We start from the raw sequence: 25,115 nt of genomic DNA, 5'->3' as shown, positions 1-25,115 counted from the left end.
GGGATTTTATCATGAGTGAAAAGCAAAATGGGGTACCGCAGCCGATTCGAGGAGAAAAAGGAGCAACGGTCAAAATTCCACGTAATCTCGAGCGAGACAGACAAAACCCAGATATGCTCACGCCACCAGAAACCGATCATGGAACGGTTCCCAACATGAAATATTCTTTTTCTGATACGCACAACCGTTTAGAAAAAGGCGGCTATGCCCGCGAGGTAACGGTACGTGAACTGCCAATTTCTAAAAGTCTTGCCTCTGTGAACATGCGGCTAAAGCCTGGTGCGATTCGCGAGCTGCACTGGCATAAGGAAGCGGAGTGGGCGTACATGATTTATGGGGAAGCCCGAATTACATCGGTTGATGCAGAGGGGCGGAATTTTACAGAGGATGTGACTGAGGGAGATTTATGGTACTTCCCTTCTGGCTTGCCGCACTCTATCCAAGCACTTGAACCGGGAGCGGAATTCTTGCTTGTGTTTGATGATGGGTCTTTCTCTGAAAATAGTACGTTCCAAGTGACTGATTGGCTTGCCCATACGCCAGAGGAAATCGTTCTCCAAAACTTTGGAATGACAAAAGAACAATTTAACAAGCTGCCAGAGAAAGAAAAGTATATTTTCCAAAAAGGAATTCCTGGTTCCCTTGAGTGTGACAAGGTGCAAACAGAGCAAGGAGAGGTCCCGAATTCCTTTAAATATGAGCTGTTAAAACAGGAGCCAATTACGTCAAGCGGCGGACAAGTGTGGATTGCGGACTCTACCAATTTTAAAGCGTCTAAAACGATTGCATCCGCTCTTGTGAAAGTTGATCCAGGTGCCATCCGTGAGCTGCACTGGCATCCAAATACGGATGAATGGCAATATTTCATTTCTGGAAAAGCTCGAATGACGGTATTTGCTTCTGATGGACATGCAAGAACCTTTAACTATCAGGCGGGAGATGTTGGCTATGTGCCATTTGCGATGGGGCATTATGTAGAAAATACAGGTGACGAACCGCTTTATTTCTTAGAAATCTTCAAGAGCGACCATTATGCAGATATCTCGCTCAATCAGTGGCTTGCGGTCACACCGAAACAGCTTGTTTTGGATCATTTAGATCAAGGCGAAGAATTCTTGAAATTGCTTGATACAGAAAAACACCCTGTCATCGCTGCACCTAAAAAAGAGGATTAATTCCACCTTCCTGCAAAAAGGCTGTCCTTTTTGCAGGTATCTTCATGTAAGGGAGTGTTGTTTATCCATGCAGCAATCTATTCACGCTTTATGGCAAGGGGTGAAATGCCTGATAGCGCTATCAGCTGTCTGTTACATATTTTTGTTGTTTTGTGTGCTGTTCTTTCATTTGACGGGTGCTTTTTATCAATCGGTTTTATCGTTGCTTCTGTTTATGGGCATCTACGTTGTACTCGGGATCTCTTTTGAACATCTGGAACACGTGCTCATGTGTTTTGTTCGTAAGTGTCGGTCCAAAAAACGATCCATTGTTTTCTATACCGTTTTATTTCACCTTTTGTTTATTTGGGGTGCTGTCTACTTATCAGATGAATTAGTTGACGGCATTTTGCTGACTACTTCTGAAGAAATTCTCTTTGCGCTTAGTCTTTGGCTATTTCATTTTTTGTTTGATTATGCGACGTTTCCATTTGAGAAAGAAGCTTCGTGACGCTTTATCGTCTTTCTGTAGAGAGTACTTTTTTAATCTGCTCCATATGATGGAGATCATGCTTAATCAAGCCTTCAAAATAACTTGATAACGTCAGCTCTGTTTGACCGATCAAAAAGGATGCATTCCAGCGAGATGGTTCGATTTTCTTCATTTCTTGAAGTAATTCTGTTCTGACAGCAATAAATCGCCCAATCGTCTCGCTTCTTTCTTCCTTTCTTGCTCTTTCGGCTGACTGCTGATTCATTTCATGCGCATCAGGTGCCTGCGGTAACGCTTGCTCGTTCCAAAATTCCTTTAGACGGTCGTGTAAAATAAATTCATCCAACGGAACGAAATGAGCGATGATCTCAGCAATACTCCATTTTCCCTCAGCGATGGCGCTACGCCATTCTTCTTCTGTTACTTTCGTTAGTGACTGTACCCATTCAAGGGTGTGTTCATAGTGTTTTATCACGGTGTCTTTGTTCATGTTTTGTTATCCCCTTCATGTTTTTAAAAGAAGTTGATCAGAAATTGGTTAGTTTCATTCTTGCGAAATCATTTATAACATATTATCATATACTTTAATTACCAAATGAAGAGGGGGAATTGTGATACGCTGTCCTATATGAAAAAGCTTATTTTTTTGCACTAAAATAAACCGACCGGTCTGTTTATAAAATAGGAGGGGAAATAATGAAATCTCAAAATGTGATCATTATCGGCAGTGGTGTAGCAGGATTGGCTACTTCTTTATTCTTAAAAAAGGCTGGAATGGAAAGTACGATTTATGAAAGCAGGTCAGATGAAGAATTAGAAACAGGAGCAGGTTTTTTACTGTCTCCGAATGGGGTAAAGATTTTGGATGAAATCGGGTGTAAAAATGAAGTGATAGCAAATGCAACAGTGATAAAGAATATCCAGCAAATAAACAGTGAAAATGAAGTAGAAGCGATCTTTCACAATTATAGTGAAAAATATTATGATGCTCCTTTACTGAACGTCATGAGAGACCAAATCATCAAATCACTTTTAAAAGAAGTTCACCGTCAAGGAATAGAAGTGAAATACAACAAAAAGTTAATCTCAATCAAACAGCAGCCTCATACCGTTCAGGTTCTTTTTGAAGATGAAACTGAGATAACAGGTGATATTGTAATAGGAGCAGATGGAACTTTTTCTAAAACAAGAGAGGCTATTGCGTTTAATGCTAAATTAGACTATAGCGGTTTTTGGGGACTACAAGGAGTATCGTTTGTGAAGGATTTTGTATTGGATGAGGCAACAAGTTATTTTTACAATGACGGAAACTTTCAATTCATTTTTGGGAAAGCGCATCCAACAAATAAAATGAATATTTTATGGCAAGCTTTCTCTCAGTGTCCTGAGAAGTTACCTACAAAACATTTTGAGAAAGCCAATAAAGAAACCATCCGACAGTTATTATATAAACAAATGGAACATTCCTAAACACCTTTCTGACATCATCGATCATACAAACATGTTCTTTCCAAGAAGTATCTATGAAATAAAGGATCTTCCTGTGTGGTCAAAAGGACGAATTGCTCTTATAGGTGATGCTGTTCACACAGCAAATCCTTTTGTTGGTCAAGGGGCATCGTATAGTCTAGAAGATGCCATGATCATAGCAAAGATGCTAAGGGATCATGATTATCGAGATGCGTTCTATTATTATGAAAAGGATCGAAGAAAGAGGACAGAAGAATTGAATGCGCTATTTCAGCACATGAGTATTCAAAACGATATTGATAAAAAAATGAACGAATACACGATTGAATGGGATGAAGAAACTTACGTATGAGATGAAAGATAAAAAAACACCACTTATGCTAAAAAGTGGTGTTTCTTGTGTTGTCTCCGTGCATAGAGGATCGCACCGATCAAACTGACGAGTGAAATCAATGCGAGAATTCTGATATAAGGCGGATAGTAGGTTAGCACAATCTCGTTTTTGCCTTTTTCTATTGGAAAACCGATAAAGGCGTAATTGGCTTGTTCAATATCGGTTTGCTGTCCGTTCACCGTGAGCTCCCAGCCTTTTTCATATGGAACAGGTAGAACCATGTAATTATCGCTGCGCTTGTTATTATATGAAATCGTAAAGCGGTTATTTTTAAGCTTTACTTGCTGGCTACCGTCATCCTGTTTTTCTTTTTCATATGCTCGCTCAAGGATGCGGTATGGCTCATGATACAGCTTTAATTGACTCAGCTCATACGTCCCTTTTGGCACTCGAATGGAAAGGATTTTTTCAGCTGGGACTCGAATCGTCACGTCATTAACGCCTGTTTTGTAGATAGACGTATTGCTTTTCCGTGATGTGACGTAGTCATCCACAGATAACTGAAACCCTTCGTTACGGTCGGTCCGCTTCACATAAAAGCTCACATACACATCCCCCACGCGAGCGATATCATCTGGAAGGGTGATATTCAGCCCGCCCGTTTCCCCGTATACATCAAGCACGCCATTTTCGTATACCGCTTGTTCAGTATGAATGTTTGTATCCTTTATTCGATCAGGCGATTGGTCGATTTCAGCATTTCCTTTTTTGTTTAAGATCACACCTTGCAACATCGCATGTTCTTTATCAAGTGCTGACGCATGCTCTAGTGACTTTTCTGAATAGACGGTACTCGTTGTTCTTGCAAATGGGAGCGGACGTGTATTTTCATACACTTCATAATGTTCGCTTTCCAATATTGGCTTAAAATAAACCGGCGGTGAGAAAGACATCGATTTGTCTCTCATATAATACTTCCCGTAGGTCAGGCTGTATAAATTCGCCCTGTCCCCCATTGTTGCATACCGGCTGACACTTTCCCGTCCCATATCAATTTGCAGGTCATTCCAGTAGAAATGGAGCAGATGCTGATTCAATATACTTGAATACGCACTCATGCCTTGAAAGCCTTCAAATAACGGGGTGTTGTTGCGCACGCCGTTCATCCAATCAATCCGGGCAAGCGGATCTTCTTTTGAGCGGTTTTGAATCTGCTGAATGAGCTTCATTTGCTCATGTCCAGCATACGCCTCACTATTCAGATACGTATCTGATACGCTCTTAATATTGCTTCTTTCAAATAAGTAGCCCTGCTGATACACGCCTGCTGTCAGTAAGCTCACAACGATGAGCGCAGCTGAAAAGAGACGAAGGTGCAGACGTTTCCCCGCATGTATCGAGAGGAAGAACAAACTGATCACAAGCAGTCCTATTCCGGTAAATACAACAACATCCATATTTCCCTTTGCTCGTTCTGAAAGGGCGACTGCGAGAAGGAATACAATCCAAGCGCCTAAAACCGCACGTTTTTTCCACTTCCACTCGATTTGCGAGAAATGCTTGATGGTGATGGCTACGACCGCTCCAACTGTAAAAGCAAGAATATATTCGAATCTGTACTGCGGTGCAGAAAAACCATTAAACACGCTCGCCATCTTTGGACTGTAGTGAAAAATGATCAGCAGAACACTGATCGATGTGAACATGAAAAACCATCTGTTCCGGTATAGCGGAACGAGGAACAGACAAATCAAAAAGATAACAGGCAATAAGTACACCCTGCTTGTAAACAGCAGATGATCATGCAGATCGAACCAAGGAATCGCCTGTTCATACGGCGGTCTTACATTATTGAGAAAGCCGTAAACAGACGGGATAAAAAAGGCAGCACTGATCCCAAACGATAACAGCGTAGAGATCGCAAGGGTCCAGAACACCTTCCAGCCTCGCTCCTCGCTTTGAAGCTTAATCATATATCTGAAGACAAGATAAATGGCTAAAAAGATAAAGTGAATGTAAGCAAAGTAAAAATTATTGATCAGCATGAGACTGCAAGCCGCAATAAACCAAGCCGGCTTGCCTGTTTTAAAAATCCGTTCAACCCCGAGCACAAGCAGCGGAAGCCACATCATGCTGTCGGTGAAAAACTCCCAAAACGTTTGATGTCGAAAGTACACAATAGACAGTCCGTAAATACCGGCACCTGTCAGCGCCCCCAGCCTATGCTGCACAATCGAAAGGAGCACACGATATGCGATGAACAGAATGACTGTCAGCTTGATCACACTCAGCCAAATAACAGCATTTGCCCAAAAGTGAATGTCTGTTGACTGTACAAGGTGAAGCGCATTCAACAGCCAGACGACAGCGACTGTGACCATAAAGACCATCGACGTTGTAAAATAATAACCTAATTGCGTATATGTACCACCGCCTAGACCAAATTGATAGGAATAAAAGAAGTTTCCTTTGACGTATTCATCATACAGCAGCTTTTTAAACGGGAGCATTTGCGAAATGCCATCCCCATCTCCCGTCATATATAGGCCTTGCGTATATTCATATAAGAAAAAGGAGTGTCCTAATAAAGCAAGAATGAGGCACATTCCAATGAGTATCCATCTACGTTTCATCATCTAAATCCTTTCTCCAAAAGATCCACTGTTCATTGAAACAAAACAACCCAGCAAGCGATTCGTGCTTGCCGGTTATTTGACTCCACGTTATTTAAATAACTGCGTTAACACTCGGTCTTGTTCTTTTGAGCTTGTCTCTTGTTCCATGACATTTGATTCTTGAATTAAGTAATGCGGCCTCTTTTTCGTTTCATAGTAGATCCGGCCAATGTATTCTCCGATCACGCCTAGACTCAAGAGCTGGACACCACCGAGGAAAAGCACAGCTGAGATTAAAGTGAAATAACCCGGTACCATGATGCCCGTTCTGACGATTTGAATAAAGGTCGCCACGATGTAAATCAAAGAGAGAAATAAGATCAAAATACCCGTATAAAAACAAATACGCAGCGGGCGGTTGTTAAAAGAAATAACGCCATCTATGCCATAGTTAAATAATTTCTTCAGTGACCATTTTGTATCACCGTGCTGTCTTTCCACATTTTCATAATAGATGACCTTTTCTTCAAAGCCAATCCAGCAAAAAAGCCCTTTTGAAAAACGATTTCCCTCTTTCAGCTGAAGCAATGCGTCGATCGCTTGACGGGAAATTAAGCGGAAATCTCCTACACCATCACGCAAGTCCACTTCGACCACCTTGTTCATCACTTTATAATACATCGATGATAGGTAAGAACGAAGCTTGCTGTCCCCTTTACGATTTCGTTTGGCAATGACTTGATGATAACCTTCTTCGTAGCCTCTAACAAAATCCTGAATCAAATACGTTGGGTGCTGTAAGTCGGCGTCCATAATGATCGCAGCTTCCCCTTTTGCATGCTCAAGACCTGCTAAAATTGCAGCTTCTTTCCCAAAGTTACGAGAAAAGGAAATGTATTTGACTTTTGCACTTTTGTGAGAGAGCTCTCTCATGTATTGAAGCGTATTATCTTTGCTTCCATCATTCACAAAGATGATTTCAAAGTCATAATGAAAATCGCGAAACTCTTCCTCGAGTGCCTCAAAGATTCGTCTGATGTTTTCACCTTCATTGTAAGAAGGAATTATAACAGAGAGCAGTTCCCGTTCCATATCGCACCTTCTCTTCACTTTTTTCACATAGTCTGTTATGTTCATTATTCCTTTTTTATCAGAAAACGAAACCCTTTTTTATTATCCATAAATTTCATGTATCCTTAATCGTTACATTATATCAGAGTTTTATTTCCAGTGATTTTCACCAACATGAATTTAATGTAATTTTAAGTTTATCCATTGTAAAAAGCCTGTAATTTTGATCACAGACTGGGTATTGTTTCATAAAATTGTTTAGTTATTTATATATTTTCCTGTTTATTGAAAAAGATGAGTAGAAGTGAAAAGGGCAACCCTTTTAATGCAGTAGCCCTTTGTTGTTTTGTTGCAAATGCTCATTTGCCTTCGATTGTTTATTTTGAAATAAATGCAGCTGAGCACCATAGCTTTCGATCCATTCTTGGACAATCCGTTCAGTCGTTTCCTGTCCTTTATATTTGCGGCCAGCCTTTGCATAGGTTGTTTCAAAATCACTCCAAAGGAGCTCTACCCATGTACGTGCTTCTTCATATGTGAGCATATTGTTTTTTTCCATTAGTTGTTCGGTTAAGCGCTCAAAATATTGTTCCATACTGGTTCCTCCTTCATCTAGCAGAAAGTGCCTTTTTAAAAAAATCTCTTTTTTCATATACTACCCTTACGTCTTCAAAAGACGCAAATGATTTGTATTGTTTGGAGGGAATCAGTATGCGTAATAAAGCAAAGGGCTTTCCAAATCAAGTGAATCACAAGTTTGAAGGCGAACCAGGGGCCACAGATGCTTATGCATCTAAAAGGCCGAACGGTGAGACGAATACACGTCCACAGGAACGTATGAGGGCATCAGGGAAACGCTAATTTTTCCAAAGGGAGTGCTTGAGATATGAGTTCAAATGGGAAATCGTATATGGAAGACTTTGTTCAATTAAGAACAACCGCTTACCCTCAACCATGGGCGAATGCTAAACATTCTGCCTCTCAGGTCAACGGAGAAACGCAGCAAACGCAGCACGACATCGTACTTCAGAACAACGTCCGTAAACAACGTTCGAAGTAAAAAAAAGGACTGATCTCTAACGATCAGTCCTTCAGATTGTTGACAAAGGGCTAAAATGAACTTGATTTTAGCCCTTTGTCTTCTTTTCAGCGTGATAGAAAACCTTTGCAGTCTAGGAAGGACGAGCACTGGAGCGGAGCGAATTTGTCATTCGTGAGTACCAGAGCGCAGGACTGACAAAGAATGCGAGGGTTTGTCTACACGCTGAAGGACTGATCTCTAGGGATCAGTCCTTTTTCGTAAGCATTGAAATCGGCAGGGCATCTTCTTTATTTGGCGCTGATACTCTGTAGCCCCAAGCAAAAACACCATTTAAATACTCCACATAAAACTGCTCGTCTGTATCTTTGATGTGATAGGTCGTTTTGGTCTGAATAGCAGCTGGATCTAATAAATAGGCTTTCGCCATGTCAATTTTCCGCTCCAACACGGCATATTCATTCACAATGCCTAGCTGCTCAGCCTTTCTTGCTTTTTCAGAAAGAGCGGCAATCTCCTGCTTTAATTCGTATTCTGTCATTTCACTATAGCGTTTTTCCATCTGTCATTCCCCTTTGTCTAAAACGTGATCAATTGTATCAAGATCAAATCCTTTTCGGTAAAGGAATTGCTTCACTTTCATTTTTTTCTCAAATGATCCGTCATATCCTACCTTGCGTTTTGCCTTCTCAAGCATATAGTGAAGGGCTTCTTCTTCCTTTTCCTCTTCTTGTCCATCATAGGCTTCTTGAAGGGCTTTATCAATGATATCAAATGAAAATCCTTTTCGCTGAAGCTGCAATTTGATACGCTGTTCAATTTCTTTTGCGGACCGGTTTTTCTCTTTCTTAACCATCTTCAGCACTTGTTTCACTGCTTCCTCTAGCTGCAAATCATTCGGATATTGCGATAGTGCTTGTTCGATGGTGTCATCGTCTATGCCTTTCAGCTTTAATTCTTTTTTTAGCACTGACGGGCCTTTGCTATTCGTTTTTCGGTGGGTGCTTACATACGCTTCTGCAAATTCAAGATCATTTACATACTTATAATGCTTTAATTTGTGTATAATTTCACTAATAGCAGGTGCTGGTATGTCTTTTTTCGTCAAATAATCGGTGACTTCTTTCACTGATCTCATCCGATACGATAAATAATCGACGGCCTGCTGAAATCCTTTTTTTACTGCATCACCGAATTGAATCTCTATGATATCGGCTTCGTCCAGCTCTTTTCCCTTTTTCAAATCATGCTGGACGAGCACATCTAGATCAACGCTAAAAGCGTACTTTTCATCAAGAAAGATGTTCACGCGTTCTGTATTGTTTTTCTGAGCAGAGATTTTCGTAATATAGGGCATCCTGTGATCACTCCTTTTTTCAAACAGTCAGGATGTTTCTTCTGATTCAAAATCGTGAAAGATATAGGTATGTATATGAGAGGAGAAGATGTCAATTGAATATCGCCATTACCGGAGGAACCGGGTTTATCGGCCAGCATGTCACAAAGGTGCTCGCAGCTGAAGGACATCATCTATATATTTTAACAAGAAATCCAAAGGAATCCGAACAAAATCATTTACACTATGTGCAGTGGCTGACAGAAGGTGCTAAGCCTGAACATGAATTGCCTGCGATTGATGTATGGATTAACCTTGCTGGAAAATCCATTTTCACACGCTGGACGGACAAAGCAAAAAAAGGCATTCTTTCCAGTCGTCTTCAATCAACGCAAGAAGTAAGACGCATTATAGAAGCGCAGGAATCGAAACCATCTGTGCTCATTCAAGCAAGTGCTGTCGGTATCTATGGCACTTCCAAGACAGAGGATTTTACGGAGGAGGCCCCTCCAGCCGATACAGATTTCTTAAGTTATACGTCAAAACTTTGGGAAGCTGAAGGTCAAAAAATTGAGGCGCTCGGTATTCGCACGGTTTATACACGCTTTGGGGTAGTACTAGGAGAAAAAGGCACACTTCCTCTTATGACCTTGCCATACAAGCTGTTTGCCGGTGGAACGATTGGCTCTGGCTCGCAATGGGTATCATGGGTTCACGTGGATGATGTAGCACATCTCATTGCGTATGCCATTCACCATGAACACATATCAGGTCCACTCAATGTCACGTCTCCAAATCCTGTTCAAATGAAGCAGCTGGGGCAAACCATTGCATCTGTCCTTCATCGCCCTCACTGGCTGAAGGTGCCGTCCTTTGTCATCAAAACCGCACTTGGCGACATGTCATTGCTTGTTCTAGAAGGCCAGCGCGCCCTGCCGAAAAAGGCACTGCTGTCTTCTTATGAATTTTTACACCCTGAGCTAAAAGAAGCGATTTTGCATTCAGAGGAATAAATTTTGTCAAAAACACCCATCCTATTAAAAATGAGATGAGGGGGCGATTTTGATGAAGAAAAAAGAACACCAGCCGACTTCAAAACTGAAGAAAACCCAGGAAGTTCTGTATCAGCAGGAATTCAAAAAAGCGGAAAGAGCAGCAGAAAAAAGAAACAAATAAAACGGATATTCCTCTTTTACAAGCACATAACTAAGATGATCTTGTAAAGGAGGGAAAAGCTTTGAAAAAAGACCAACACAAAAAATCCAACCAACAGCTTGCGGCACAAGAGACGGATGGCGAATATGTTGAATTTTCCAAAGAACTTGCAGATCCGAATGACGTAAAAGCGATGGCACGTATGAAAGCAGCCGATCAGCGTGCCAAAAAACAATAAGTAAAGAAACAGACCTTATCAAAAGGTCTGTTTTTATTTGATTTCAGTTAGCAGGCTTGATGCCTTCTGACGTGACTTTTCCTCAGGCACCTCTTCTGGATAACCAATGTGAAGAATTGCGGCAAAGCGCTCGTTTTCCTTTAATCCCACATCCTGTTGAAACCCTTTGTCGTATAAAATACGGCCGCTCTTCCATACCATACCGATTCCTTGATCCCAAGCCAACAACTGGAAGTTTTGAATGAGCGCACTCACAGCGGCAAAATCATCGTTTCTCACAACTGGGTTTTCGTCTTCTTTTAGAACAACAAGTAAAAGTGCTGGTACTTTAGAAAAATAATCTCTGTACTGATTGATCTTTTCTTCTTTTGCGTCTGGGTTGTTGCGTTTAAAGAAAGCAATGAACCGCTCAACAAATACCTCTTTTGCTTCATCCGTCACTGCATATAAAAAACGCCACGGTTCCGTGATTTTATGATTAGGTGCATAGACTGCATCCTCTAATAATGGCTGAAGCTGCTCAATGCTCACCGGTGTTTCTTTGAATTTTCGAATCGATCGTCTATATCTGACAGCGTCTCGAACCGTTAACGCTTCTGTTTGTTGTTTTGTTTCTGGCATATATGTCATCCTTTCAATCAACCTTAATTGAAATTGATTCTCATTCACATTATAAACATGATCATGTGTTGTTTGCAAATAGGACCTCGCCTCTCTGCTAAAAAGTTGTTTGACTTTTTCAAGTAATGTTACAATCATATTACGTTTTAAACAAATTTTGAGAAAAAAGCCAAGATGATGAAATGATATCAGGTATTTCCACTTTGTCTCATGCGGCTATTTTTTCAAAAAGCTTTCAACCCATGATTGGAAGGGAGGCTTCTGGATGGAATGAAAATCAATATTGGGCAAATCATCAAACTCTATCGTTATAAACAAAATATGACCCAATCGGAGTTGGCAGAAGGAATTTGTTCTGTCTCTCATTTAAGTAAAATTGAAAATGGCTCAAAAGAGGCCAATCAAGATACGATCAATCTTTTGCTTGAACGGCTTGGAATTAGTCAAGAAACGCTGTCGCAAAAGGCGCGTCACCTGCTGTCATTGCTCGATGAGTTTCAAATGAACATGTATTTCTATGCGCTCGATCAAGCAGAGCAAAATGCAGAAATGATCATTCATCACGAGGAACAGTTCTTTTCGCTAGATTTAGGGATTCAGTATCATTTGTCCTTATTTCAATTTTATTTATTAACAGAAAAACAGCAGCTTGCCTTAAAAACGCACCGCGTGCTTAAGAAGTTTGAAAAAACCTTTATTGACACAGAAAAAGAAACGTTTGAATATCTAGATGGCATCCATCTTATTAAAATCGGTCAGCTCGAAGAAGGATTGAAAAGACTTGAAAGCTGCTTTTCTTACGCTTCTGTTGAACAGAGCGACCTGTATTATCACTATGCAAAAGCACTTGGAGCCATGGGGCATCTCGGTGATGCGCTTGAGGCCACACATCAAGCAATGGATTTGTATAGACAAAAAAATAATTTCAAGCGGGTCATTCATTGTACACTCATTCATGGGGTCATCTCACTGGAATTAAAGGCCTTTCAAACAGCTAAAAGATATTTAAAAGAAGTGATTTTACACACGTCGCTTCACCCTGATGCTTATATTAAGATGACAGCTTATTTTTATTACGGGGTTCTCTTAAAACGCCAAGGCGATTTCTCATCCGCTGTGCCTTATTTACTAGATTCACTCAATTATTTTAATCAAGAACAGATAGAAGATCGTTACTGTGAAACGCTCTATGAAATCGCGACATTGTATGCGGAATATGATCGCAAAAAGGCGCTTCCATACATACACGAGCTGCTCAAACAGCCTCGTATTCAACCAAACTGTTTATATATGATTAAAATCTATAAATTGATGATTGAAGAGAATCCTCATGATTTGAAAACTTATTTAGTAGAAGCAGCGATTCCTTACTTTGAACACAATCAGCTCCACAATGAGTACTTGTTTGCTCTTAGAACCTTACTTTCCTATGCGGCTTCTGAGCTTGATAAGCGTGCGTATATGTCTTACACAACGAAGCTACTTGATCACTTAGCATCATATATCCCATATTACAAAAAAGCATGACCTTCTGCCGATCGAAGGTCATGCTTTTTCTATGATTAGATGGTTTTTTGTTGATCTGTATCGGGACGGGTGACTTGTTCGACAGAATGAATGTACCGTTTTCTCGCAAAATAATCGTAAGCATGCTGCCCAAAGCCAAGCCAAATGCTGAGTACAATGAATGGGACCGTTCCCCATAATGCAGGGATGTGACAAGCCATTCTCAGCCACGTATAAATCCCTGAGTTTTTTTGATTTTTCGCTAAGGAAATAGACACGATTCGTTTCTCTGCCTTCTCTTCACTAATTTTATTCAGTCTCAGCAGCTGTGAGTGTCTAAATGATTCAAAGTGAATTCGGTTTTTCCAATCGAGTGATTTCAACAGGTCAATCGCTTTTGCACATGAAGGACTTTGTCCGTCATAAAACACAAGCAGTCTGAGTGATTTGATGGAACGCTGTTCTCTTTTCTTTGATTCAGCGAGCTTCTTTTTTTCTTGATCGAGATAGATGATTTTTTTCATAAATTGATCGCCAGCCCTTTTCCTTCATTTATTTTTTTTAGTTCGTTCAAAGGAGATTACAACTAGATTACTATAGTTGCTGGGCCTCTTGTATTGGGAAAAAGCCATCCGACGTGCGTTATATGAGCCTTTAGATAAGGGCAAAATAGCTGTTTTCATGGCATATATGAGGTTTTTCAACTAAAAGTGGTTGGGAAAATCGTGATGCTTTGCGGTTTTCTGCGGTATTTGATAGAATTCTGCGGTTTTTCTACATCTTTATGCGGTGTTTTGTAGGTAAAACGCAAAAACAAGATAAAAAAAGACTACTTCCCATTGCGGCGAAGTAGTCTTTTGGTTTATATTTTTGCCAAAACTTCTACTATTTCTTTCTCAATATCTTTCCATAAGTAACGATCTGTCGTATAGTGATGTGCGGCTTCTTTCGCAAACACTTTAAATGCTTCCTCAAAATCGGGTGCATCTTTATCCGGCTTTTTCTCGTCGACAAAGCGCTGAGCTTCTGCTGAGCGAGGTCCCCATTTCCCCACTTCTTTCCCGTCCTGATCAATGATGACGATAATCGGAATCGATCTTGCGGTCCCGTTCGTTAAATACTGATCCATCAGGTCTAGGTGCTCGTCCCGAATGAAATAGCGCGCATCAATCAGTGCTTCATTTGCAATACGCATGAAAATAGGTACATTGACCATCGCATCGCCGCACCAATCTGCCGTGATCACAAGCGCTCTCAGTTTTTTCTTTTGAAGTTTTTGAAGCAGCTCTTTTTCCTTTTGATGAATTGCGTACTGGTTGTACACCGTGAGTAAGTTTTCACGATTTTTCTCCATGTTGTGTACATATGTACGTTCAGCTAATCCCTTTGTAAACCATTCATTTAGTGTCATGTGAACATCCCCCTTACCCTTCAACTTTACCACTTTTGCTATTCTTTTGTCTAAAAAAACCTTCACCTAGTGAAAGGTAAAGGTTCTTTGGACTTATGGACGCCGTTTTCGATTTGGGTCCATTCCTATCAGCTTAGTGACGAGCACCATTGTGACAGGCAGTGATGTATTCTTTTTATACGCTAAATATTTTCCGCGCCATTCTGGTTTATATTTCTGTTTAAACGACCGTAAGCCGCTGAAACTATACATATATCTGACGTTATTGAAGATGACACTCGCCAAACGTTCTGTCAGAAAGGACTGGTGGAACGTGCCTACATTCGATAATGGCGCCATTCCCATGTTAAAGGATGTGTAGCCTTTTTCTTTCGCCCATTGAAAAAGGTGGATAAAGAGTGCATCCATCATCCCGTTCGGTGCATCATGCATATGACGCATGAGGTCGATGGATATCTCTCCTTTTTGGTACATCGGCATTAAGGACACAAAAGATATGATCTGTCCTTGTTCATCCTTTAAAATCGCAATCGGTGCTTTTTGAATATAGTCTTCATTGAAATAGCCTAATGAAAATCCTTTTTCTTTTTTCTTGCCCAGCCAGCTGTCAGAGATTTGTTTTAAGGTTGAGATCAATTCCTCTGAAAAGGGCGGCTCCAGCATTTCAAACGTATAGCCTTCTCGTTCAAATTTATTTGCGACAGCCCGTAAGTTTGATTTTTTCTTTCCTGACAAAGAGAACGTTTCTAAATCGACCATGGCTTCTTCCCCAAGCTTAAAGAAGTGAAAACCTAGGTCATGATAAAGCGCCATTCCTTCACGTTCTACTTGGTAAAAAGCGACACGATAGCCTGCTTTTTCTGTCTGTTCCAAAAATTCTTCCAGTACAAGCGGATAAGAGGCTCTACGCCCAGAAGGATCTCCAAGCACAATAACGCAACGGCCAATCCGGCCAAACTGAAGCATCGCCTCTCCATCACTTGAGAAAAACAGCTTTTTGTCTCCCAAAAAACCTAGATGACTCAGAGCATTTCCTCCCTTTTCTTCGAGAAATGTTTTTAACTTTTCTTCATCGGCTTCTTCACCGATTGGAACTGCTTTTTTATTAAAAATCAATTTACTAATGAAAAAGAAAAGAGGTACGCCAATTAAAGCAATCATACTGGTCATCGTGATATGCCGTTCATTATGAACCAAATAGTCCTTGCTTAGGAAATGACCAATTTTCATCCAAATGAAGTTCCCAATGACATTATAGTTAAACAACACGAGTAAATATCCGGCGGCGGCGGCCACAAACTGATTCAAAGAATAAGGCGCCTGCTGCTTCACAAATTGATTTCGAAGCGAGAAAAATACCACCATGATGACCGGCAATATAAAGATCAAACTCAGGTTAAACCCTTTTAGTAAAGTAAACACAAAGCCGCCTGCTAGGGCAATCATTGTCAATAGATAAGACCGTTTCGTTCTTTTATACACTTCAATGGACAAAATCATTAAAATGATCCCGAACATTAAAGAAAGACCATTAAATCCTGATAACAAAAAGCGTGGAATGGTTGTAATCACACCTAAACGATCAACAGGAAGCACAACGGAAGCCATAATGAGCAAACCGCTTCCAAACGTTAAAATGGACAAAGATCCGTACAATAGACGGATGAGCAGAGCTCGGTGCAAAACAATTAAGACGTTCGTTGTTTCAATAGCAGGCGCCATTCTCGGATTGCCTTCAAGACGCCTGAGTGTTGTTCCAGTTAAATCGTATGCCGCTAGACAAAGTCCAAGAATAAACGGGAAAATGGAGTAAACGAAGCGGTACAATACAAGCGCTGTCAGCACCATCTCTTTATCAAACCCAATGTATTGCATACTGAGTAAAAAGATCAGATCAAACGAACCAAACCCGCCCGGAACCATACTGATTAAACCGCCGATTGACGCAATCGCAAAGACGCCTAATACAATACGGACATCAACGTTCATCCCCATAGAGACAACAGCCATGTACATGACAAGACCAGCTGCCAGCCACTCTAAAAACGATGCACCAATATAAGCATAGATCGGGTGCTTCAGTCCGTTTTCACCGCTCTCAATCGAGCTTTTTCGAATGGACGCCATGATGATGTAAATGGGCACAATACAAGCAAAAATAATGACAAATGCCCATAACCACGGCTCCTGACTAATAATACTTTCAACTGGCAGGACCCTAACTAAAATCAAATCACTGAAAATAGATAAGCCCAGCAGAACAGAGGATGTTAAAAGGGCTATACCTTTCAGCAGTTTTTTCGTATCTGTTATGTATTCCTTGTATAGAAGCGTTCTAAGCCCTGCTCCTGATAAACCACCGAATCCAAGTACACTGTTAAAGGAGTTGGCGATCCAAGAAATACGGATCGTTTTCCAGCCGCTGATGGGCATATCTAGGCTTTTTCTTAAAATAAAATCATATAAGGACATGGATAAAACAGCGACAAGTCCAAGAAAGACAAGAATAAACAAGTCCATTCGATTCAAGCTGTCAATAATATAAAACGTCTTTTTAATGGAAAGGCCGCTCAGCTCCTGCTTGGCGACAAAAATTAAGACAAGGATGATCACGATCGGAAAGAGCATTTTTAAGATCGTCATACCCGTTTTTTTGTTCCACATGTTTTTCCCAACTTTCTAAGTTGCTTCATTAATTTCAACTGACCATTATTATACAACAAATACCACTTAATTCATGCAGTTTAACATTCAAAAGCTTCATGATACTTTCAATTAGAAGTAAAAATCAGTAATATAAAGAAAAGAGCCGCTTAAAGGAAGTGAACAAGCGTGGAATATAATATTCATGACACCACCGTACTAAAAGAGGAAATCCTATCTCCTGAGGAAAAAAAGACATGGGTGCTGTATATGAAAGTGCTCACTGCTGCAGGACTTGGAGATGTTTCTGAATGGATGAAGCTTGATATGAGTATGCCTCAAATGAAGGTGCTCATGCTGCTCAATAACCATGGCTCTCTTAAGGTGTCCGAAATTGCTGAAAAAATGGGGGCTTCTTTGTCCAATATGACAGGGCTGCTTGATCGGTTAGAACAATCGAACTTTGTGGAACGAAAGCATTCTGAGCGTGACCGTCGAATAATTGTCGTAGAATTGACAGAGGAAGCGAAAAATATTTTCAGAAGTATTTATCAAAAAGGGCATGAAAAAATTAAAAATTCCCTGCAACGGCTCAATGACGAGGAAAAAGAAAAAGTCAATGAAGGTCTAGCGATTTTAGAAAAAGCACTTCGTCCCGAACGTGGCTAAAAAAGGAAAAAAGACGGTCACTTGAGGTCCGTCTTTTTTATTTCTTCTTTTTCTTGTTTATCTGGGGTGAAAAGATATTGACGAATGACTTCCCGGTCATCCCACAGGAGATAACCTAAACCGATAATGAGAAAAATGATGCTGATCCACGTACCGCCTGGGAGTATATCTTTCAGTTCCTCGATCGTTCTTTCTCCGCCTACATTTCCACCATAACGAATCTCAAACAAAACGAATTTTGCTATATAAAACAATGCCGCCGTGCAGATAAACATAGCGCCGACAATTCTTCTACTAGACATGTGTTAACTCCTTTACTTCCACTGATTTCTTTTGATTAATTCCGTGATATGGGCAAGATGATGCTGTGAATGCCAGACGTACATTCCTGTTGCATCATATAAGGACACCGTTTGTTGATCGGCTGGATGGTAATATGCAGCGTTGAAATCTTCCTCTGTCATCTCGCGAAGTAATGTGACCCATCGGCGATGCAGACTGCTGATTAACGGCAGCGATAGACTGATAGACGCCTTACTGTCAGGAAGTGAAGCAAATGCTTCCTGATCATATGGACGTATGTGCGGTGTTTCTTCTGTCAGCGCAAGTTTAAATCGCAAGTAGGCGTTCAGATGGCTGTCGGCTACGTGGTGAATGAGCTGACGAACGGTCCATCCACCTGGCCGGTATGGGGTATCCAGCTGATCATCTGTCAATGGAACAACTGCCTCTTCATACTTTTGAGGAATGAGTGCCAGCTCATCAATCCATGCCTCCAGCTGCTTTTTCGTTTGTTGGTCCACCCGTTCATATAAGCCAATCGGATATTGTAATGACGTCGTCATTTGCTGCCCCTCCTTAAAATCCTTCTAGAACAAATTTACCTATCATCTTCCCTTGCTCAAGTGTTTGATGTGCCTGCTTCAAATTAACTGCATTGATGGGGCTGAGCACCTTTGTTAATGTATGTTTTAACTTCTTCTCTTCAAATAATGTACTCGCTTCTTTTAAAAGCTCGTGCTGCTTCATCATATCCGAGGTTTTGTACATCGGCCGTGTGAACATGAATTCCCATACAAATGCAGCACTTTTATTTTTGAGTAATTGAATGTCTAAATGGTGCTGATTTTCAACAATGGTACAGATCGTACCTTGAGGTTTAATCGCTTCTGCCATACCTTTGAAATGGCCATCTGTATCATTTAAGCATAAAATGTAATCCACTTCGCCAATCCCTTTTTCCTGAAGCTGCGCTAAGAGCGGCTCGTGATGGTCAATGATATGATCAGCCCCTAATGAGAGACACCATTCATTTGTTTCAGGTCTTGAAGCAGTGGCGATCACAGTTGCTTTCGCTAATTTGGCGAGTTGAATGGCAATGGAGCCCACTCCGCCTGCACCACCGATGATCAGCAGGGTCGAGCCTTCTGCATTCCGCTTCATATGCATTCGGTCGAATAGCGCTTCATATGCCGTAATTGTTGTAAGAGGCATGGCAGCTGCTTCGGCAAAAGAGAGATTTGCAGGCTTTTTCGCCACAATTCTCTCATCCACAAGCTGGTATTCACTATTTGAGCCTTGTCGCGTGATATCTCCTGCGTAATAGACGTGGTCACCCGGCTGAAACAACGTACACGCTTCACCTACTTCCACCACCGTACCGCTTGCATCGTAGCCAAGAATTTTCAGTTCTTCTTCCTTCTGATTCTTCGGTGACCTCACCTTTGTATCCACTGGATTCACCGACACAGCCTCTACTTTCACCAAAATATCCCTGCCAGCTGCTTTGGGCTTTGCCACCTCCTGATCGATCAGGCTTTGTTTATGCTCAATTGGCAAATACTCAAATAATCCAACTGCTTTCACTCGCTCGCACTCCCTTTCTCCATGCTTCTTTTCCACATTTTATCATACATTTCTGATGCTGATGGATCAGTCAGCAAGCGATTGCACATTTAGGATTTCTTCAAAGCCTTTCGTTCCCTCACTATGTAAGAAGGACGAGCCTTTTGTAAAGAGAGGACATAGGTGAACCAGCCGCTCGATTTAAAAAAGTACTGAACATAATAAAACTGAATGTGCTGCAAGAAAACGACGATGAACAGAAAAATTGTGAATGATAGCGTTACAATGTCTCCCTGCATCCATCCACTGATCAATAACATCACAAAACCGAGCATCATGAGCTGTTCGAGCCTCTGCACGATCTGGACAACGAGATGTCCCCGTTTGGTTAGGTCACCTGATTGGCGCTTTCGAATGTTTCTCGATTTATAAAACCATACGATACTTGTCACTAGATGATGAATGATAAAAAGAGCGATCATGACCATAAATAAAGGAGTTGATTCAAAAAGGTCTTTTATAATGAATGGGATCACCAAAAAATAAAATGCGGTAAATACGTGTCTAGCTGATAAGAGAAATAGTTGTTTTTCTATGTATCGCTGCATGTGTCTCACCTCTATATGTAGTACGTCTCATTTGTCATAAGGTTCCTTCTGCCTATCAAAAAAGGATGCCCTGAAAAAGGCATCCTTCATGAATCAAGCTTAAAATGCAGCACTCAGTACGACAGGACCTTGCGGAAGCTTGTTATCCTTTTTTGGTTCAAGGGTGACAGCCACAGTATCCCATGATTCGTTTGCTTCTTTTTCAGATAACGCATAGGTGACGGTGCCCTCCCCTTTGCTATCTGTTTTAAAGGCACCGGCCGGAACAGGCTGATCTCCTTTAATGAGCCATACTTGATAAACAGCTGATGAATCAAGCTGATCTTTTAATCCGTCGGCACTCACGACAAGCTCTTTTTTGCCGTGATGCTCAATCACTGAAAAAGCACCCGTTGTTTTTGCTGATTCGGCAGATGCCAGTGATTTTGTCGCAACAACTTTGATAGATTCTTCTGCTTGATCTGTTCCATTTGTTAAGAAATACACGTTCCCAGCTGCAGAAATGAGAAGCAGTGCGGCAACGAGAGGCAAAAGCCATTGATTTTTTTTCTTCATTGGCGGTTTCATCTCATTTGCATCACGAACTATTTTGAGATCTTGAGGCGGGTTCGATGTTGCAGCGATTGTTGTCTCTCGTATCTCTTCTTCAAATACCCTGGATAAAATGCGGTCTTTCATCCCTGCGGGAGGCGTTTCGTCCTCTGCTAGAAACGGAATATCAGACATGAGCGATGTCAGTTCTTCAAGCTCTTCTTTGCAATCCGAGCAATGTTTGATGTGCTCTTCAAACTGCGCCTTTTCTTCTCCTTGTAAATGCCCGTTAAAGTAATCAATGACTTGATGTTTACACTGAGTCATGCCTCTTCCTCCTTTCCTCCGCGAGACAGTTTCGTTCGTAAATGCTTCAATGACAATCGAACTCTTCCCTTCACCGTTCCAATAGGAATGCCAAGTTTTTCCGCAATGCTCTTTTGTGTCATTCCTTTAAAATAGACATCTTCGATGATGGTTTGCTGTTCTTTCGACAATGTTGATACTGCTTCACGTATGATTTGTTTTTCTTCGTTCCATTCTACTTCTTTTGACACATCTTCTTGATGATCTGCCAAGTATTCAATATGCTCATCTTCAAGAGCTGTTTCATTTCGGTGTTTCCTTAATAGATCAATTGCCGTGTTTCGTGACATCATAAATAACCATGAGGAAAATTTCCCTTTATCTGTATTGTATTCTCCTATGCCGCGCCAGAGCTTGATAAAGACTTCTTGAAGCACTTCCTCCGCTAGCTCACGGTTTCCAGTCATTTTATAAATAAACGAATATAACACACGTTCATAGCGATCATACAATATTTCAAGCGAGGGCTTGTGTCGATCATGTTTGATCTTGTGATACAGCTCAAAATCCTTCAGTGTGTCCATGGTCATCTCCTTCCTTTTTCATGAGAAAGAGCATTATGCATTCATCATGAAATCTTCACGTATGGCTCATCACTCAAATTGCTGAGATAAGCCTCCTTTGTACTTTACTCTTTTTTCAAGGAGAAAAAAAGAGCGCTGAAAAAGGAAATGTGTTCCTCATGAGAATGTACTTACTAAACGGATGGATTGACCATTTGGATCACCCACCTCAAGGAAAGTCAAGAATGCATGTGTTTCATTCACTGTTCAGTTGATTTTAGCAAACTCTCGTCAGGCTCTCAATTTACATCAGGTAGAACGCATCCTTTCATCATGTCATAATAGAACGAAACAGGAGAACTGGAGTGTCCGAAAATGATTGTAACGATTGTTCTTTTTTTATTAGCTGGTCTGGCTGAAATAGGCGGCGGTTATCTTGTCTGGCTGTGGCTGCGTGAAGCAAAACCCGTCAGCTACGGAATCGCAGGTAGCCTCATCTTGGTCGCTTACGGCGTCATTCCTACATTCCAGCAGTTCCCGACCTTTGGGCGGGTTTATGCGGCCTATGGCGGTGTTTTTGTCGTTCTCGCTGTGTTTTGGGGCTGGTGGGTCGATCGCAAAACCCCTGATCTGTACGACTGGGTGGGTGCTTTGATCTGTTTAGCTGGTGTCAGTGTGATGTTATTTGCCCCCCGCAGTTAATGGTCGGATGATGATCACACGCTAAAAAGCCGGCAATATGCCGGCTTTTCCTCTTTTACATTCTAAACTGTGTTTCATACAAACGCCGGTACATCCCGTCCATTTCCAGCAGGTCTTCATGCCTGCCTTGCTCCTTGATGCCCTCTTTTGTTAAAACTACAATCCGGTCAGCATGCTGGATGGTCGCTAGGCGATGCGCAATAATAAACGTGGTTCGTCCTTCAGATAGTTCTTCAAGTGAGCCCTGAATAAAGGATTCTGTCTCCGTATCCAGAGAAGATGTGGCTTCATCTAAAATAAAAATTGGCGGATTTTTAAGAAAGATACGTGCAATGGAGATACGCTGTTTTTGTCCGCCAGATAACATCATTCCGCGTTCACCGATGATCGTATCAAGCCCATTTGGCAAGCTATTTACAAGATCCTTCAGTTGGGCTTTCTCCACTGCCTGCCACACTTCTTCATCAGATGCATCGAGTTTTCCGTATAAAATGTTTTCTCGGATGGTCCCATGGAATAAATAAATATCTTGCTGGACGACACCAATTTGTCTACGCAGCGAAGGCAGTGTCATCTTTCTTGTCTCTATGCCATCAATTGTAATGATTCCCTCCTGCCATTCGTAAAAGCGTGGCAGTAAACTGCAAAGCGTCGATTTTCCAGCACCAGAGGGACCTACGACCGCAATGGTCTCTCCTTGTTTCACCTCAAGATTGATGTCATGAAGAACCGGTTTGTCTGATTCATATTGAAAAGACACGTGCTCAAAAACGATATCCCCTTTCAACTGATCAACTTCAATGGCATCATCCGCATCCTTTTCATCAGGTGATTGATCGATGAGTGATGCAAATCGTTTAAAGCCCGCTGCACCTTTTGGATACATTTCAATGACTGCATTGATTTGTTGAATGGGTCCTAAGAAGATGCCTGTTAATAGCACAAATGATACAAATTCCCCATACGTCATATTTTTTTGCAGCACAAACCATGCGCCGCATACAAGGCCAAACACTGTCACACTCTTAATAAGAAAATGACTGACAGCGGTATGCACAGCCATCATTTGATATGTGGTTAGCTTTGTCTTTCTAAATTGCTCGTTATGTTCAATAAATCGGTCCATTTCATGTGATTCATTTCCGAATGCTTTCACAACCCGTATGCCACTAATATTGTTTTCCACACGTGAATGGAATTGACCAATACTCGAGAACATTTTATCAAAAGCAGCAGACATTTTTTTCGTAAAGTAGACGGATAATCCGATCAAGAATGGAACGACAATAAATGTGAGAACTGCCAGCTGCCAATTAATCGACAGCATCAAGCCAAAGGCACCCGTGAGTGTCATGATCGCGATAAATAAATCCTCCGGGCCATGATGCGCAATTTCACCAATATCCATTAAATCATTTGTCATACGGGACACGAGTTTTCCCGTTTTCTTTTTGTCAAAGAAGCGAAAGGACATTCTTTGCACATGAGAAAATAGCTGATTCCTCATATCCGTTTCTATATTAATGCCTAATTTGTGCCCAAAATAGGTCACGACATAATGCATCGTAGAGCTGATCACGTATAAACTGAGGAGCAGAATGCCCCAAAACCAAATGGCATCCCAATCACCATTTGGCAGCAAATCGTCCATCACTTTACTGATGGCAAGGGGAAAGGATAATTCGAGTAAGGCTGCCAGTACTGCACAGGAAAAATCTAATATAAACAGCCCCATATATGGTTTGTAGTATGAGAAGAAACGCTTTAACAATTGACAGACCTCCTACCGATCAGACATTTCTGTCAATATGTCAGCAAACTCTTCCGCCTGATTTGCTACTGCAATCGGATCGTAAGGCCAGAAGAACTCTGTATCCATTTGATAGGTCTGCTCTTTTTTGACAGATTCTAGACTCTTCCAAATAGAGTTGTTTTTATCAAATGTTCCGCCGTTGCTTTCATCAATGAAAATGTAATCTCCTGCATATTCAGGAAGGGTTTCATAAGAAATGACTTCATACCCTGTCTTACTTTTTAAAATCGTATCTCTGACCTGTTTTGGCGGGTTTACCTGTAATTGCTGATATAATGCCTGCCCGCCTCGGTAAATTCCGTTACCATATACATAGACATCATTTTTAAAAGCGCCCATGATCGAGACCGTTTCATTCTCTTTTAAAGCAGACTTCACTTTTTTTCTAGCAGCCTCGATTCGTTGATCGAAGGCGGTAAGGAATGCTTTTCCTTCCTCTTCTTTATTTAAAACTTTTGCCAGTGTCGTCAATTCTTCATGCGCATCTTTGAAAGAGCCGTAAGGATACACGATGGTAGGGGCTATTTTTTTGTACACATCATAGACTTTTTCATCCTGTACTGCTGTGATAATCAGATCAGGCTTTAAGCTAAGTGCTTTTTCAGCTGAACGCTCGTCACTGATGTCCTCTATTCCTTTTATCTTGTCTTTCAAGTGTACGTTCTTTAAATCCTGCGTGGTCGATCCAACAGGCTGAACGTCAAGTGCAATCACACTCCCTAAATATCCATCTACGAGAATTCGTTTAGGTTCAGCTGGAATCTCTATCTTTCCTTTCACTGTTTCAACCGTTTTCGTTTCTTGCTTTGATTCTGCTGTTTTGGCTTGTTCTTTATTGCCACAGGCCGTCAATATCATTAGAAGAATGACAGCACATATCCAATACGTCTTTTTCATCTCCATATTCCTCCTTCATTTTCGCCACTACAAATGAGAATAGTTATCAATTACTAGTCTCATGTATTCTATCAACCTCACCCGTAGTGGTCTAT

At 41.1% G+C, this 25,115-nt stretch carries 30 protein-coding genes; 12 read left to right on the top strand and 18 right to left on the bottom strand.

Annotation, left to right across the window (positions count from 1 at the left end; translation table 11 throughout):
* Window positions 1-11: 11 nt before the first annotated feature.
* Both MHI41_RS04215 and MHI41_RS04210 read left to right on the top strand, forming a co-directional pair.
* Window positions 12-1,175 (top strand): oxalate decarboxylase family bicupin, encoded by a 1,164-nt coding sequence (locus tag MHI41_RS04215; protein ID WP_035391265.1) that lies wholly within the window; start codon window positions 12-14, stop codon window positions 1,173-1,175.
* Between the two features lie 67 nt (window positions 1,176-1,242).
* Window positions 1,243-1,665, top strand: coding sequence for a regulatory YrvL family protein (locus tag MHI41_RS04210; RefSeq protein WP_035703758.1), 423 nt, complete (start codon window positions 1,243-1,245; stop codon window positions 1,663-1,665).
* Between the two features lie 4 nt (window positions 1,666-1,669).
* Here MHI41_RS04210 and MHI41_RS04205 read toward each other — a convergent pair whose 3' ends face one another.
* Window positions 1,670-2,137: a DinB family protein gene (locus tag MHI41_RS04205; RefSeq protein ID WP_249670410.1), complete on the bottom strand. Its 468-nt coding sequence runs from the start codon at window positions 2,135-2,137 to the stop codon at window positions 1,670-1,672.
* Window positions 2,138-2,343: 206 nt separating this feature from the next.
* Here MHI41_RS04205 and MHI41_RS04200 point away from each other — a divergent pair, with 206 nt between their 5' ends.
* Together MHI41_RS04200 and MHI41_RS04195 are read left to right on the top strand one after the other, a co-directional pair.
* Entirely contained in the window at window positions 2,344-3,117 is a 774-nt protein-coding gene (locus MHI41_RS04200; RefSeq protein ID WP_342494577.1) for an NAD(P)/FAD-dependent oxidoreductase, read from the top strand.
* Between the two features lie 73 nt (window positions 3,118-3,190).
* Complete coding sequence (locus MHI41_RS04195; RefSeq protein WP_342494576.1) at window positions 3,191-3,469, top strand: FAD-dependent monooxygenase; 279 nt, start codon at window positions 3,191-3,193, stop codon at window positions 3,467-3,469.
* A 23-nt stretch (window positions 3,470-3,492) separates the two neighbouring features.
* Here the strand turns inward: MHI41_RS04195 and MHI41_RS04190 are convergent, their stop codons facing one another.
* From MHI41_RS04190 to MHI41_RS04180, 3 genes are all read right to left on the bottom strand, one after another.
* Complete coding sequence (locus tag MHI41_RS04190) at window positions 3,493-6,087, bottom strand: YfhO family protein (RefSeq protein WP_342494575.1); 2,595 nt, start codon at window positions 6,085-6,087, stop codon at window positions 3,493-3,495.
* A gap of 87 nt (window positions 6,088-6,174) precedes the next feature.
* Window positions 6,175-7,158 (bottom strand): glycosyltransferase family 2 protein, encoded by a 984-nt coding sequence (locus MHI41_RS04185; protein ID WP_008341983.1) that lies wholly within the window; start codon window positions 7,156-7,158, stop codon window positions 6,175-6,177.
* 301 nt (window positions 7,159-7,459) lie between these two features.
* Window positions 7,460-7,732, bottom strand: coding sequence for a YfhJ family protein (locus MHI41_RS04180; RefSeq protein ID WP_017358840.1), 273 nt, complete (start codon window positions 7,730-7,732; stop codon window positions 7,460-7,462).
* Between the two features lie 116 nt (window positions 7,733-7,848).
* On the opposite strand from MHI41_RS04180, the gene MHI41_RS04175 reads away from it, so the two are divergent.
* Window positions 7,849-7,998 carry a small, acid-soluble spore protein K gene (locus MHI41_RS04175; RefSeq protein ID WP_003217849.1) on the top strand — a complete coding sequence of 50 codons (150 nt, stop codon included), beginning with the start codon at window positions 7,849-7,851 and terminating at the stop codon, window positions 7,996-7,998.
* A gap of 25 nt (window positions 7,999-8,023) precedes the next feature.
* A complete protein-coding gene (locus MHI41_RS04170) occupies window positions 8,024-8,197 on the top strand; it encodes a YpzG family protein (protein WP_003217811.1) in 174 nt (57 codons plus the stop codon).
* Window positions 8,198-8,423: 226 nt separating this feature from the next.
* Here MHI41_RS04170 and MHI41_RS04165 read toward each other — a convergent pair whose 3' ends face one another.
* A complete protein-coding gene (locus MHI41_RS04165) occupies window positions 8,424-8,738 on the bottom strand; it encodes a YfhH family protein (RefSeq protein WP_249670407.1) in 315 nt (104 codons plus the stop codon).
* A 3-nt stretch (window positions 8,739-8,741) separates the two neighbouring features.
* On the bottom strand, window positions 8,742-9,533 hold the full coding sequence (gene recX / locus MHI41_RS04160; protein ID WP_282834011.1) for a recombination regulator RecX: 792 nt from the start codon (window positions 9,531-9,533) through the stop codon (window positions 8,742-8,744).
* Window positions 9,534-9,628: 95 nt separating this feature from the next.
* On the opposite strand from recX, the gene MHI41_RS04155 reads away from it, so the two are divergent.
* The 3 genes from MHI41_RS04155 to MHI41_RS04145 all read left to right on the top strand — a co-directional run bounded on the left by MHI41_RS04155 (window position 9,629) and on the right by MHI41_RS04145 (window position 10,905).
* Window positions 9,629-10,525: a TIGR01777 family oxidoreductase gene (locus MHI41_RS04155; RefSeq protein ID WP_342494574.1), complete on the top strand. Its 897-nt coding sequence runs from the start codon at window positions 9,629-9,631 to the stop codon at window positions 10,523-10,525.
* Between the two features lie 52 nt (window positions 10,526-10,577).
* Entirely contained in the window at window positions 10,578-10,688 is a 111-nt protein-coding gene (locus tag MHI41_RS04150) for a YfhE family protein (protein WP_017358836.1), read from the top strand.
* A gap of 61 nt (window positions 10,689-10,749) precedes the next feature.
* Window positions 10,750-10,905: a YfhD family protein gene (locus MHI41_RS04145; protein ID WP_342494573.1), complete on the top strand. Its 156-nt coding sequence runs from the start codon at window positions 10,750-10,752 to the stop codon at window positions 10,903-10,905.
* Window positions 10,906-10,938: 33 nt separating this feature from the next.
* On the opposite strand, the gene MHI41_RS04140 is transcribed toward MHI41_RS04145, so the two are convergent.
* Window positions 10,939-11,526 (bottom strand): nitroreductase, encoded by a 588-nt coding sequence (locus MHI41_RS04140; protein WP_342494572.1) that lies wholly within the window; start codon window positions 11,524-11,526, stop codon window positions 10,939-10,941.
* Between the two features lie 270 nt (window positions 11,527-11,796).
* Here MHI41_RS04140 and MHI41_RS04135 point away from each other — a divergent pair, with 270 nt between their 5' ends.
* The gene (locus tag MHI41_RS04135) at window positions 11,797-13,053 is read left to right on the top strand and encodes a transcriptional regulator (protein WP_052320913.1); all 1,257 of its coding nucleotides are present in this window, start codon (window positions 11,797-11,799) and stop codon (window positions 13,051-13,053) included.
* Between the two features lie 35 nt (window positions 13,054-13,088).
* Here the strand turns inward: MHI41_RS04135 and MHI41_RS04130 are convergent, their stop codons facing one another.
* The 3 genes from MHI41_RS04130 to mprF form a co-directional block, all read right to left on the bottom strand.
* Window positions 13,089-13,556: a DUF393 domain-containing protein gene (locus tag MHI41_RS04130; protein WP_007496690.1), complete on the bottom strand. Its 468-nt coding sequence runs from the start codon at window positions 13,554-13,556 to the stop codon at window positions 13,089-13,091.
* Between the two features lie 338 nt (window positions 13,557-13,894).
* Window positions 13,895-14,443 (bottom strand): thioredoxin family protein, encoded by a 549-nt coding sequence (locus MHI41_RS04125; RefSeq protein ID WP_008341670.1) that lies wholly within the window; start codon window positions 14,441-14,443, stop codon window positions 13,895-13,897.
* A 93-nt stretch (window positions 14,444-14,536) separates the two neighbouring features.
* Window positions 14,537-17,107, bottom strand: coding sequence for a bifunctional lysylphosphatidylglycerol flippase/synthetase MprF (gene mprF / locus MHI41_RS04120; RefSeq protein WP_281215907.1), 2,571 nt, complete (start codon window positions 17,105-17,107; stop codon window positions 14,537-14,539).
* 168 nt (window positions 17,108-17,275) lie between these two features.
* On the opposite strand from mprF, the gene MHI41_RS04115 reads away from it, so the two are divergent.
* A complete protein-coding gene (locus MHI41_RS04115; protein WP_008341672.1) occupies window positions 17,276-17,755 on the top strand; it encodes a MarR family transcriptional regulator in 480 nt (159 codons plus the stop codon).
* Window positions 17,756-17,772: 17 nt separating this feature from the next.
* Here the strand turns inward: MHI41_RS04115 and MHI41_RS04110 are convergent, their stop codons facing one another.
* The 6 genes from MHI41_RS04110 to MHI41_RS04085 all read right to left on the bottom strand — a co-directional run bounded on the left by MHI41_RS04110 (window position 17,773) and on the right by MHI41_RS04085 (window position 21,629).
* On the bottom strand, window positions 17,773-18,057 hold the full coding sequence (locus MHI41_RS04110) for a hypothetical protein (RefSeq protein ID WP_046342989.1): 285 nt from the start codon (window positions 18,055-18,057) through the stop codon (window positions 17,773-17,775).
* 12 nt (window positions 18,058-18,069) lie between these two features.
* Entirely contained in the window at window positions 18,070-18,600 is a 531-nt protein-coding gene (locus MHI41_RS04105) for a YfiT family bacillithiol transferase (RefSeq protein ID WP_017366866.1), read from the bottom strand.
* 13 nt (window positions 18,601-18,613) lie between these two features.
* Window positions 18,614-19,621, bottom strand: a complete 1,008-nt coding sequence (locus tag MHI41_RS04100) for a zinc-binding alcohol dehydrogenase family protein (protein WP_268356824.1) — start codon at window positions 19,619-19,621, stop codon at window positions 18,614-18,616.
* Between the two features lie 89 nt (window positions 19,622-19,710).
* A complete protein-coding gene (locus MHI41_RS04095) occupies window positions 19,711-20,208 on the bottom strand; it encodes a hypothetical protein (RefSeq protein ID WP_138825397.1) in 498 nt (165 codons plus the stop codon).
* 99 nt (window positions 20,209-20,307) lie between these two features.
* Complete coding sequence (locus MHI41_RS04090) at window positions 20,308-21,066, bottom strand: anti-sigma factor (protein WP_008341680.1); 759 nt, start codon at window positions 21,064-21,066, stop codon at window positions 20,308-20,310.
* Complete coding sequence (locus tag MHI41_RS04085; protein ID WP_008341682.1) at window positions 21,063-21,629, bottom strand: sigma-70 family RNA polymerase sigma factor; 567 nt, start codon at window positions 21,627-21,629, stop codon at window positions 21,063-21,065. The genes MHI41_RS04090 and MHI41_RS04085 overlap by 4 nt, the downstream gene beginning before the upstream one ends.
* Before the next feature lie 354 nt (window positions 21,630-21,983).
* Here MHI41_RS04085 and MHI41_RS04080 point away from each other — a divergent pair, with 354 nt between their 5' ends.
* Window positions 21,984-22,310, top strand: a complete 327-nt coding sequence (locus tag MHI41_RS04080; protein ID WP_008341684.1) for a YnfA family protein — start codon at window positions 21,984-21,986, stop codon at window positions 22,308-22,310.
* Window positions 22,311-22,365: 55 nt separating this feature from the next.
* Here MHI41_RS04080 and MHI41_RS04075 read toward each other — a convergent pair whose 3' ends face one another.
* Entirely contained in the window at window positions 22,366-24,081 is a 1,716-nt protein-coding gene (locus tag MHI41_RS04075) for an ABC transporter ATP-binding protein (protein ID WP_269379346.1), read from the bottom strand.
* Between the two features lie 12 nt (window positions 24,082-24,093).
* The gene (locus tag MHI41_RS04070) at window positions 24,094-25,020 is read right to left on the bottom strand and encodes an ABC transporter substrate-binding protein (RefSeq protein WP_017366861.1); all 927 of its coding nucleotides are present in this window, start codon (window positions 25,018-25,020) and stop codon (window positions 24,094-24,096) included.
* Between the last annotated feature and the right edge of the window lie 95 nt (window positions 25,021-25,115).

This window comes from Bacillus sp. FSL M7-0307 (assembly GCF_038627835.1).
Taxonomy (GTDB): domain Bacteria; phylum Bacillota; class Bacilli; order Bacillales; family Bacillaceae; genus Bacillus; species Bacillus altitudinis.
The sequence above is the reverse complement of the archived record's forward strand: the minus strand, read 5'-3'. Positions and strand labels throughout refer to the sequence as shown.

Bases quoted from the DNA above. Each gene is read 5' to 3' on its own strand.
- MHI41_RS04165 (WP_249670407.1), bottom strand. From the start codon at position 8,738: ATGGAAAAACGCTATAGTGAAATGACAGAATACGAATTAAAGCAGGAG.
- MHI41_RS04070 (WP_017366861.1), bottom strand. From the start codon at position 25,020: ATGAAAAAGACGTATTGGATATGTGCTGTCATTCTTCTAATGATATTG.
- MHI41_RS04110 (WP_046342989.1), bottom strand. From the start codon at position 18,057: ATGTCTAGTAGAAGAATTGTCGGCGCTATGTTTATCTGCACGGCGGCA.
- MHI41_RS04210 (WP_035703758.1), top strand. From the start codon at position 1,243: ATGCAGCAATCTATTCACGCTTTATGGCAAGGGGTGAAATGCCTGATA.
- MHI41_RS04090 (WP_008341680.1), bottom strand. From the start codon at position 21,066: ATGACTCAGTGTAAACATCAAGTCATTGATTACTTTAACGGGCATTTA.
- MHI41_RS04125 (WP_008341670.1), bottom strand. From the start codon at position 14,443: ATGACACTAAATGAATGGTTTACAAAGGGATTAGCTGAACGTACATAT.
- MHI41_RS04080 (WP_008341684.1), top strand. From the start codon at position 21,984: ATGATTGTAACGATTGTTCTTTTTTTATTAGCTGGTCTGGCTGAAATA.
- mprF (WP_281215907.1), bottom strand. From the start codon at position 17,107: ATGTGGAACAAAAAAACGGGTATGACGATCTTAAAAATGCTCTTTCCG.
- MHI41_RS04205 (WP_249670410.1), bottom strand. From the start codon at position 2,137: ATGAACAAAGACACCGTGATAAAACACTATGAACACACCCTTGAATGG.
- MHI41_RS04180 (WP_017358840.1), bottom strand. From the start codon at position 7,732: ATGGAACAATATTTTGAGCGCTTAACCGAACAACTAATGGAAAAAAAC.
- MHI41_RS04130 (WP_007496690.1), bottom strand. From the start codon at position 13,556: ATGAAAAAAATCATCTATCTCGATCAAGAAAAAAAGAAGCTCGCTGAA.
- MHI41_RS04215 (WP_035391265.1), top strand. From the start codon at position 12: ATGAGTGAAAAGCAAAATGGGGTACCGCAGCCGATTCGAGGAGAAAAA.
- MHI41_RS04150 (WP_017358836.1), top strand. From the start codon at position 10,578: ATGAAGAAAAAAGAACACCAGCCGACTTCAAAACTGAAGAAAACCCAG.
- MHI41_RS04135 (WP_052320913.1), top strand. From the start codon at position 11,797: ATGAAAATCAATATTGGGCAAATCATCAAACTCTATCGTTATAAACAA.
- MHI41_RS04190 (WP_342494575.1), bottom strand. From the start codon at position 6,087: ATGATGAAACGTAGATGGATACTCATTGGAATGTGCCTCATTCTTGCT.
- MHI41_RS04185 (WP_008341983.1), bottom strand. From the start codon at position 7,158: ATGGAACGGGAACTGCTCTCTGTTATAATTCCTTCTTACAATGAAGGT.
- MHI41_RS04105 (WP_017366866.1), bottom strand. From the start codon at position 18,600: ATGACGACGTCATTACAATATCCGATTGGCTTATATGAACGGGTGGAC.
- MHI41_RS04085 (WP_008341682.1), bottom strand. From the start codon at position 21,629: ATGGACACACTGAAGGATTTTGAGCTGTATCACAAGATCAAACATGAT.
- MHI41_RS04140 (WP_342494572.1), bottom strand. From the start codon at position 11,526: ATGCCAGAAACAAAACAACAAACAGAAGCGTTAACGGTTCGAGACGCT.
- MHI41_RS04095 (WP_138825397.1), bottom strand. From the start codon at position 20,208: ATGCAGCGATACATAGAAAAACAACTATTTCTCTTATCAGCTAGACAC.
- recX (WP_282834011.1), bottom strand. From the start codon at position 9,533: ATGCCCTATATTACGAAAATCTCTGCTCAGAAAAACAATACAGAACGC.
- MHI41_RS04170 (WP_003217811.1), top strand. From the start codon at position 8,024: ATGAGTTCAAATGGGAAATCGTATATGGAAGACTTTGTTCAATTAAGA.
- MHI41_RS04175 (WP_003217849.1), top strand. From the start codon at position 7,849: ATGCGTAATAAAGCAAAGGGCTTTCCAAATCAAGTGAATCACAAGTTT.
- MHI41_RS04200 (WP_342494577.1), top strand. From the start codon at position 2,344: ATGAAATCTCAAAATGTGATCATTATCGGCAGTGGTGTAGCAGGATTG.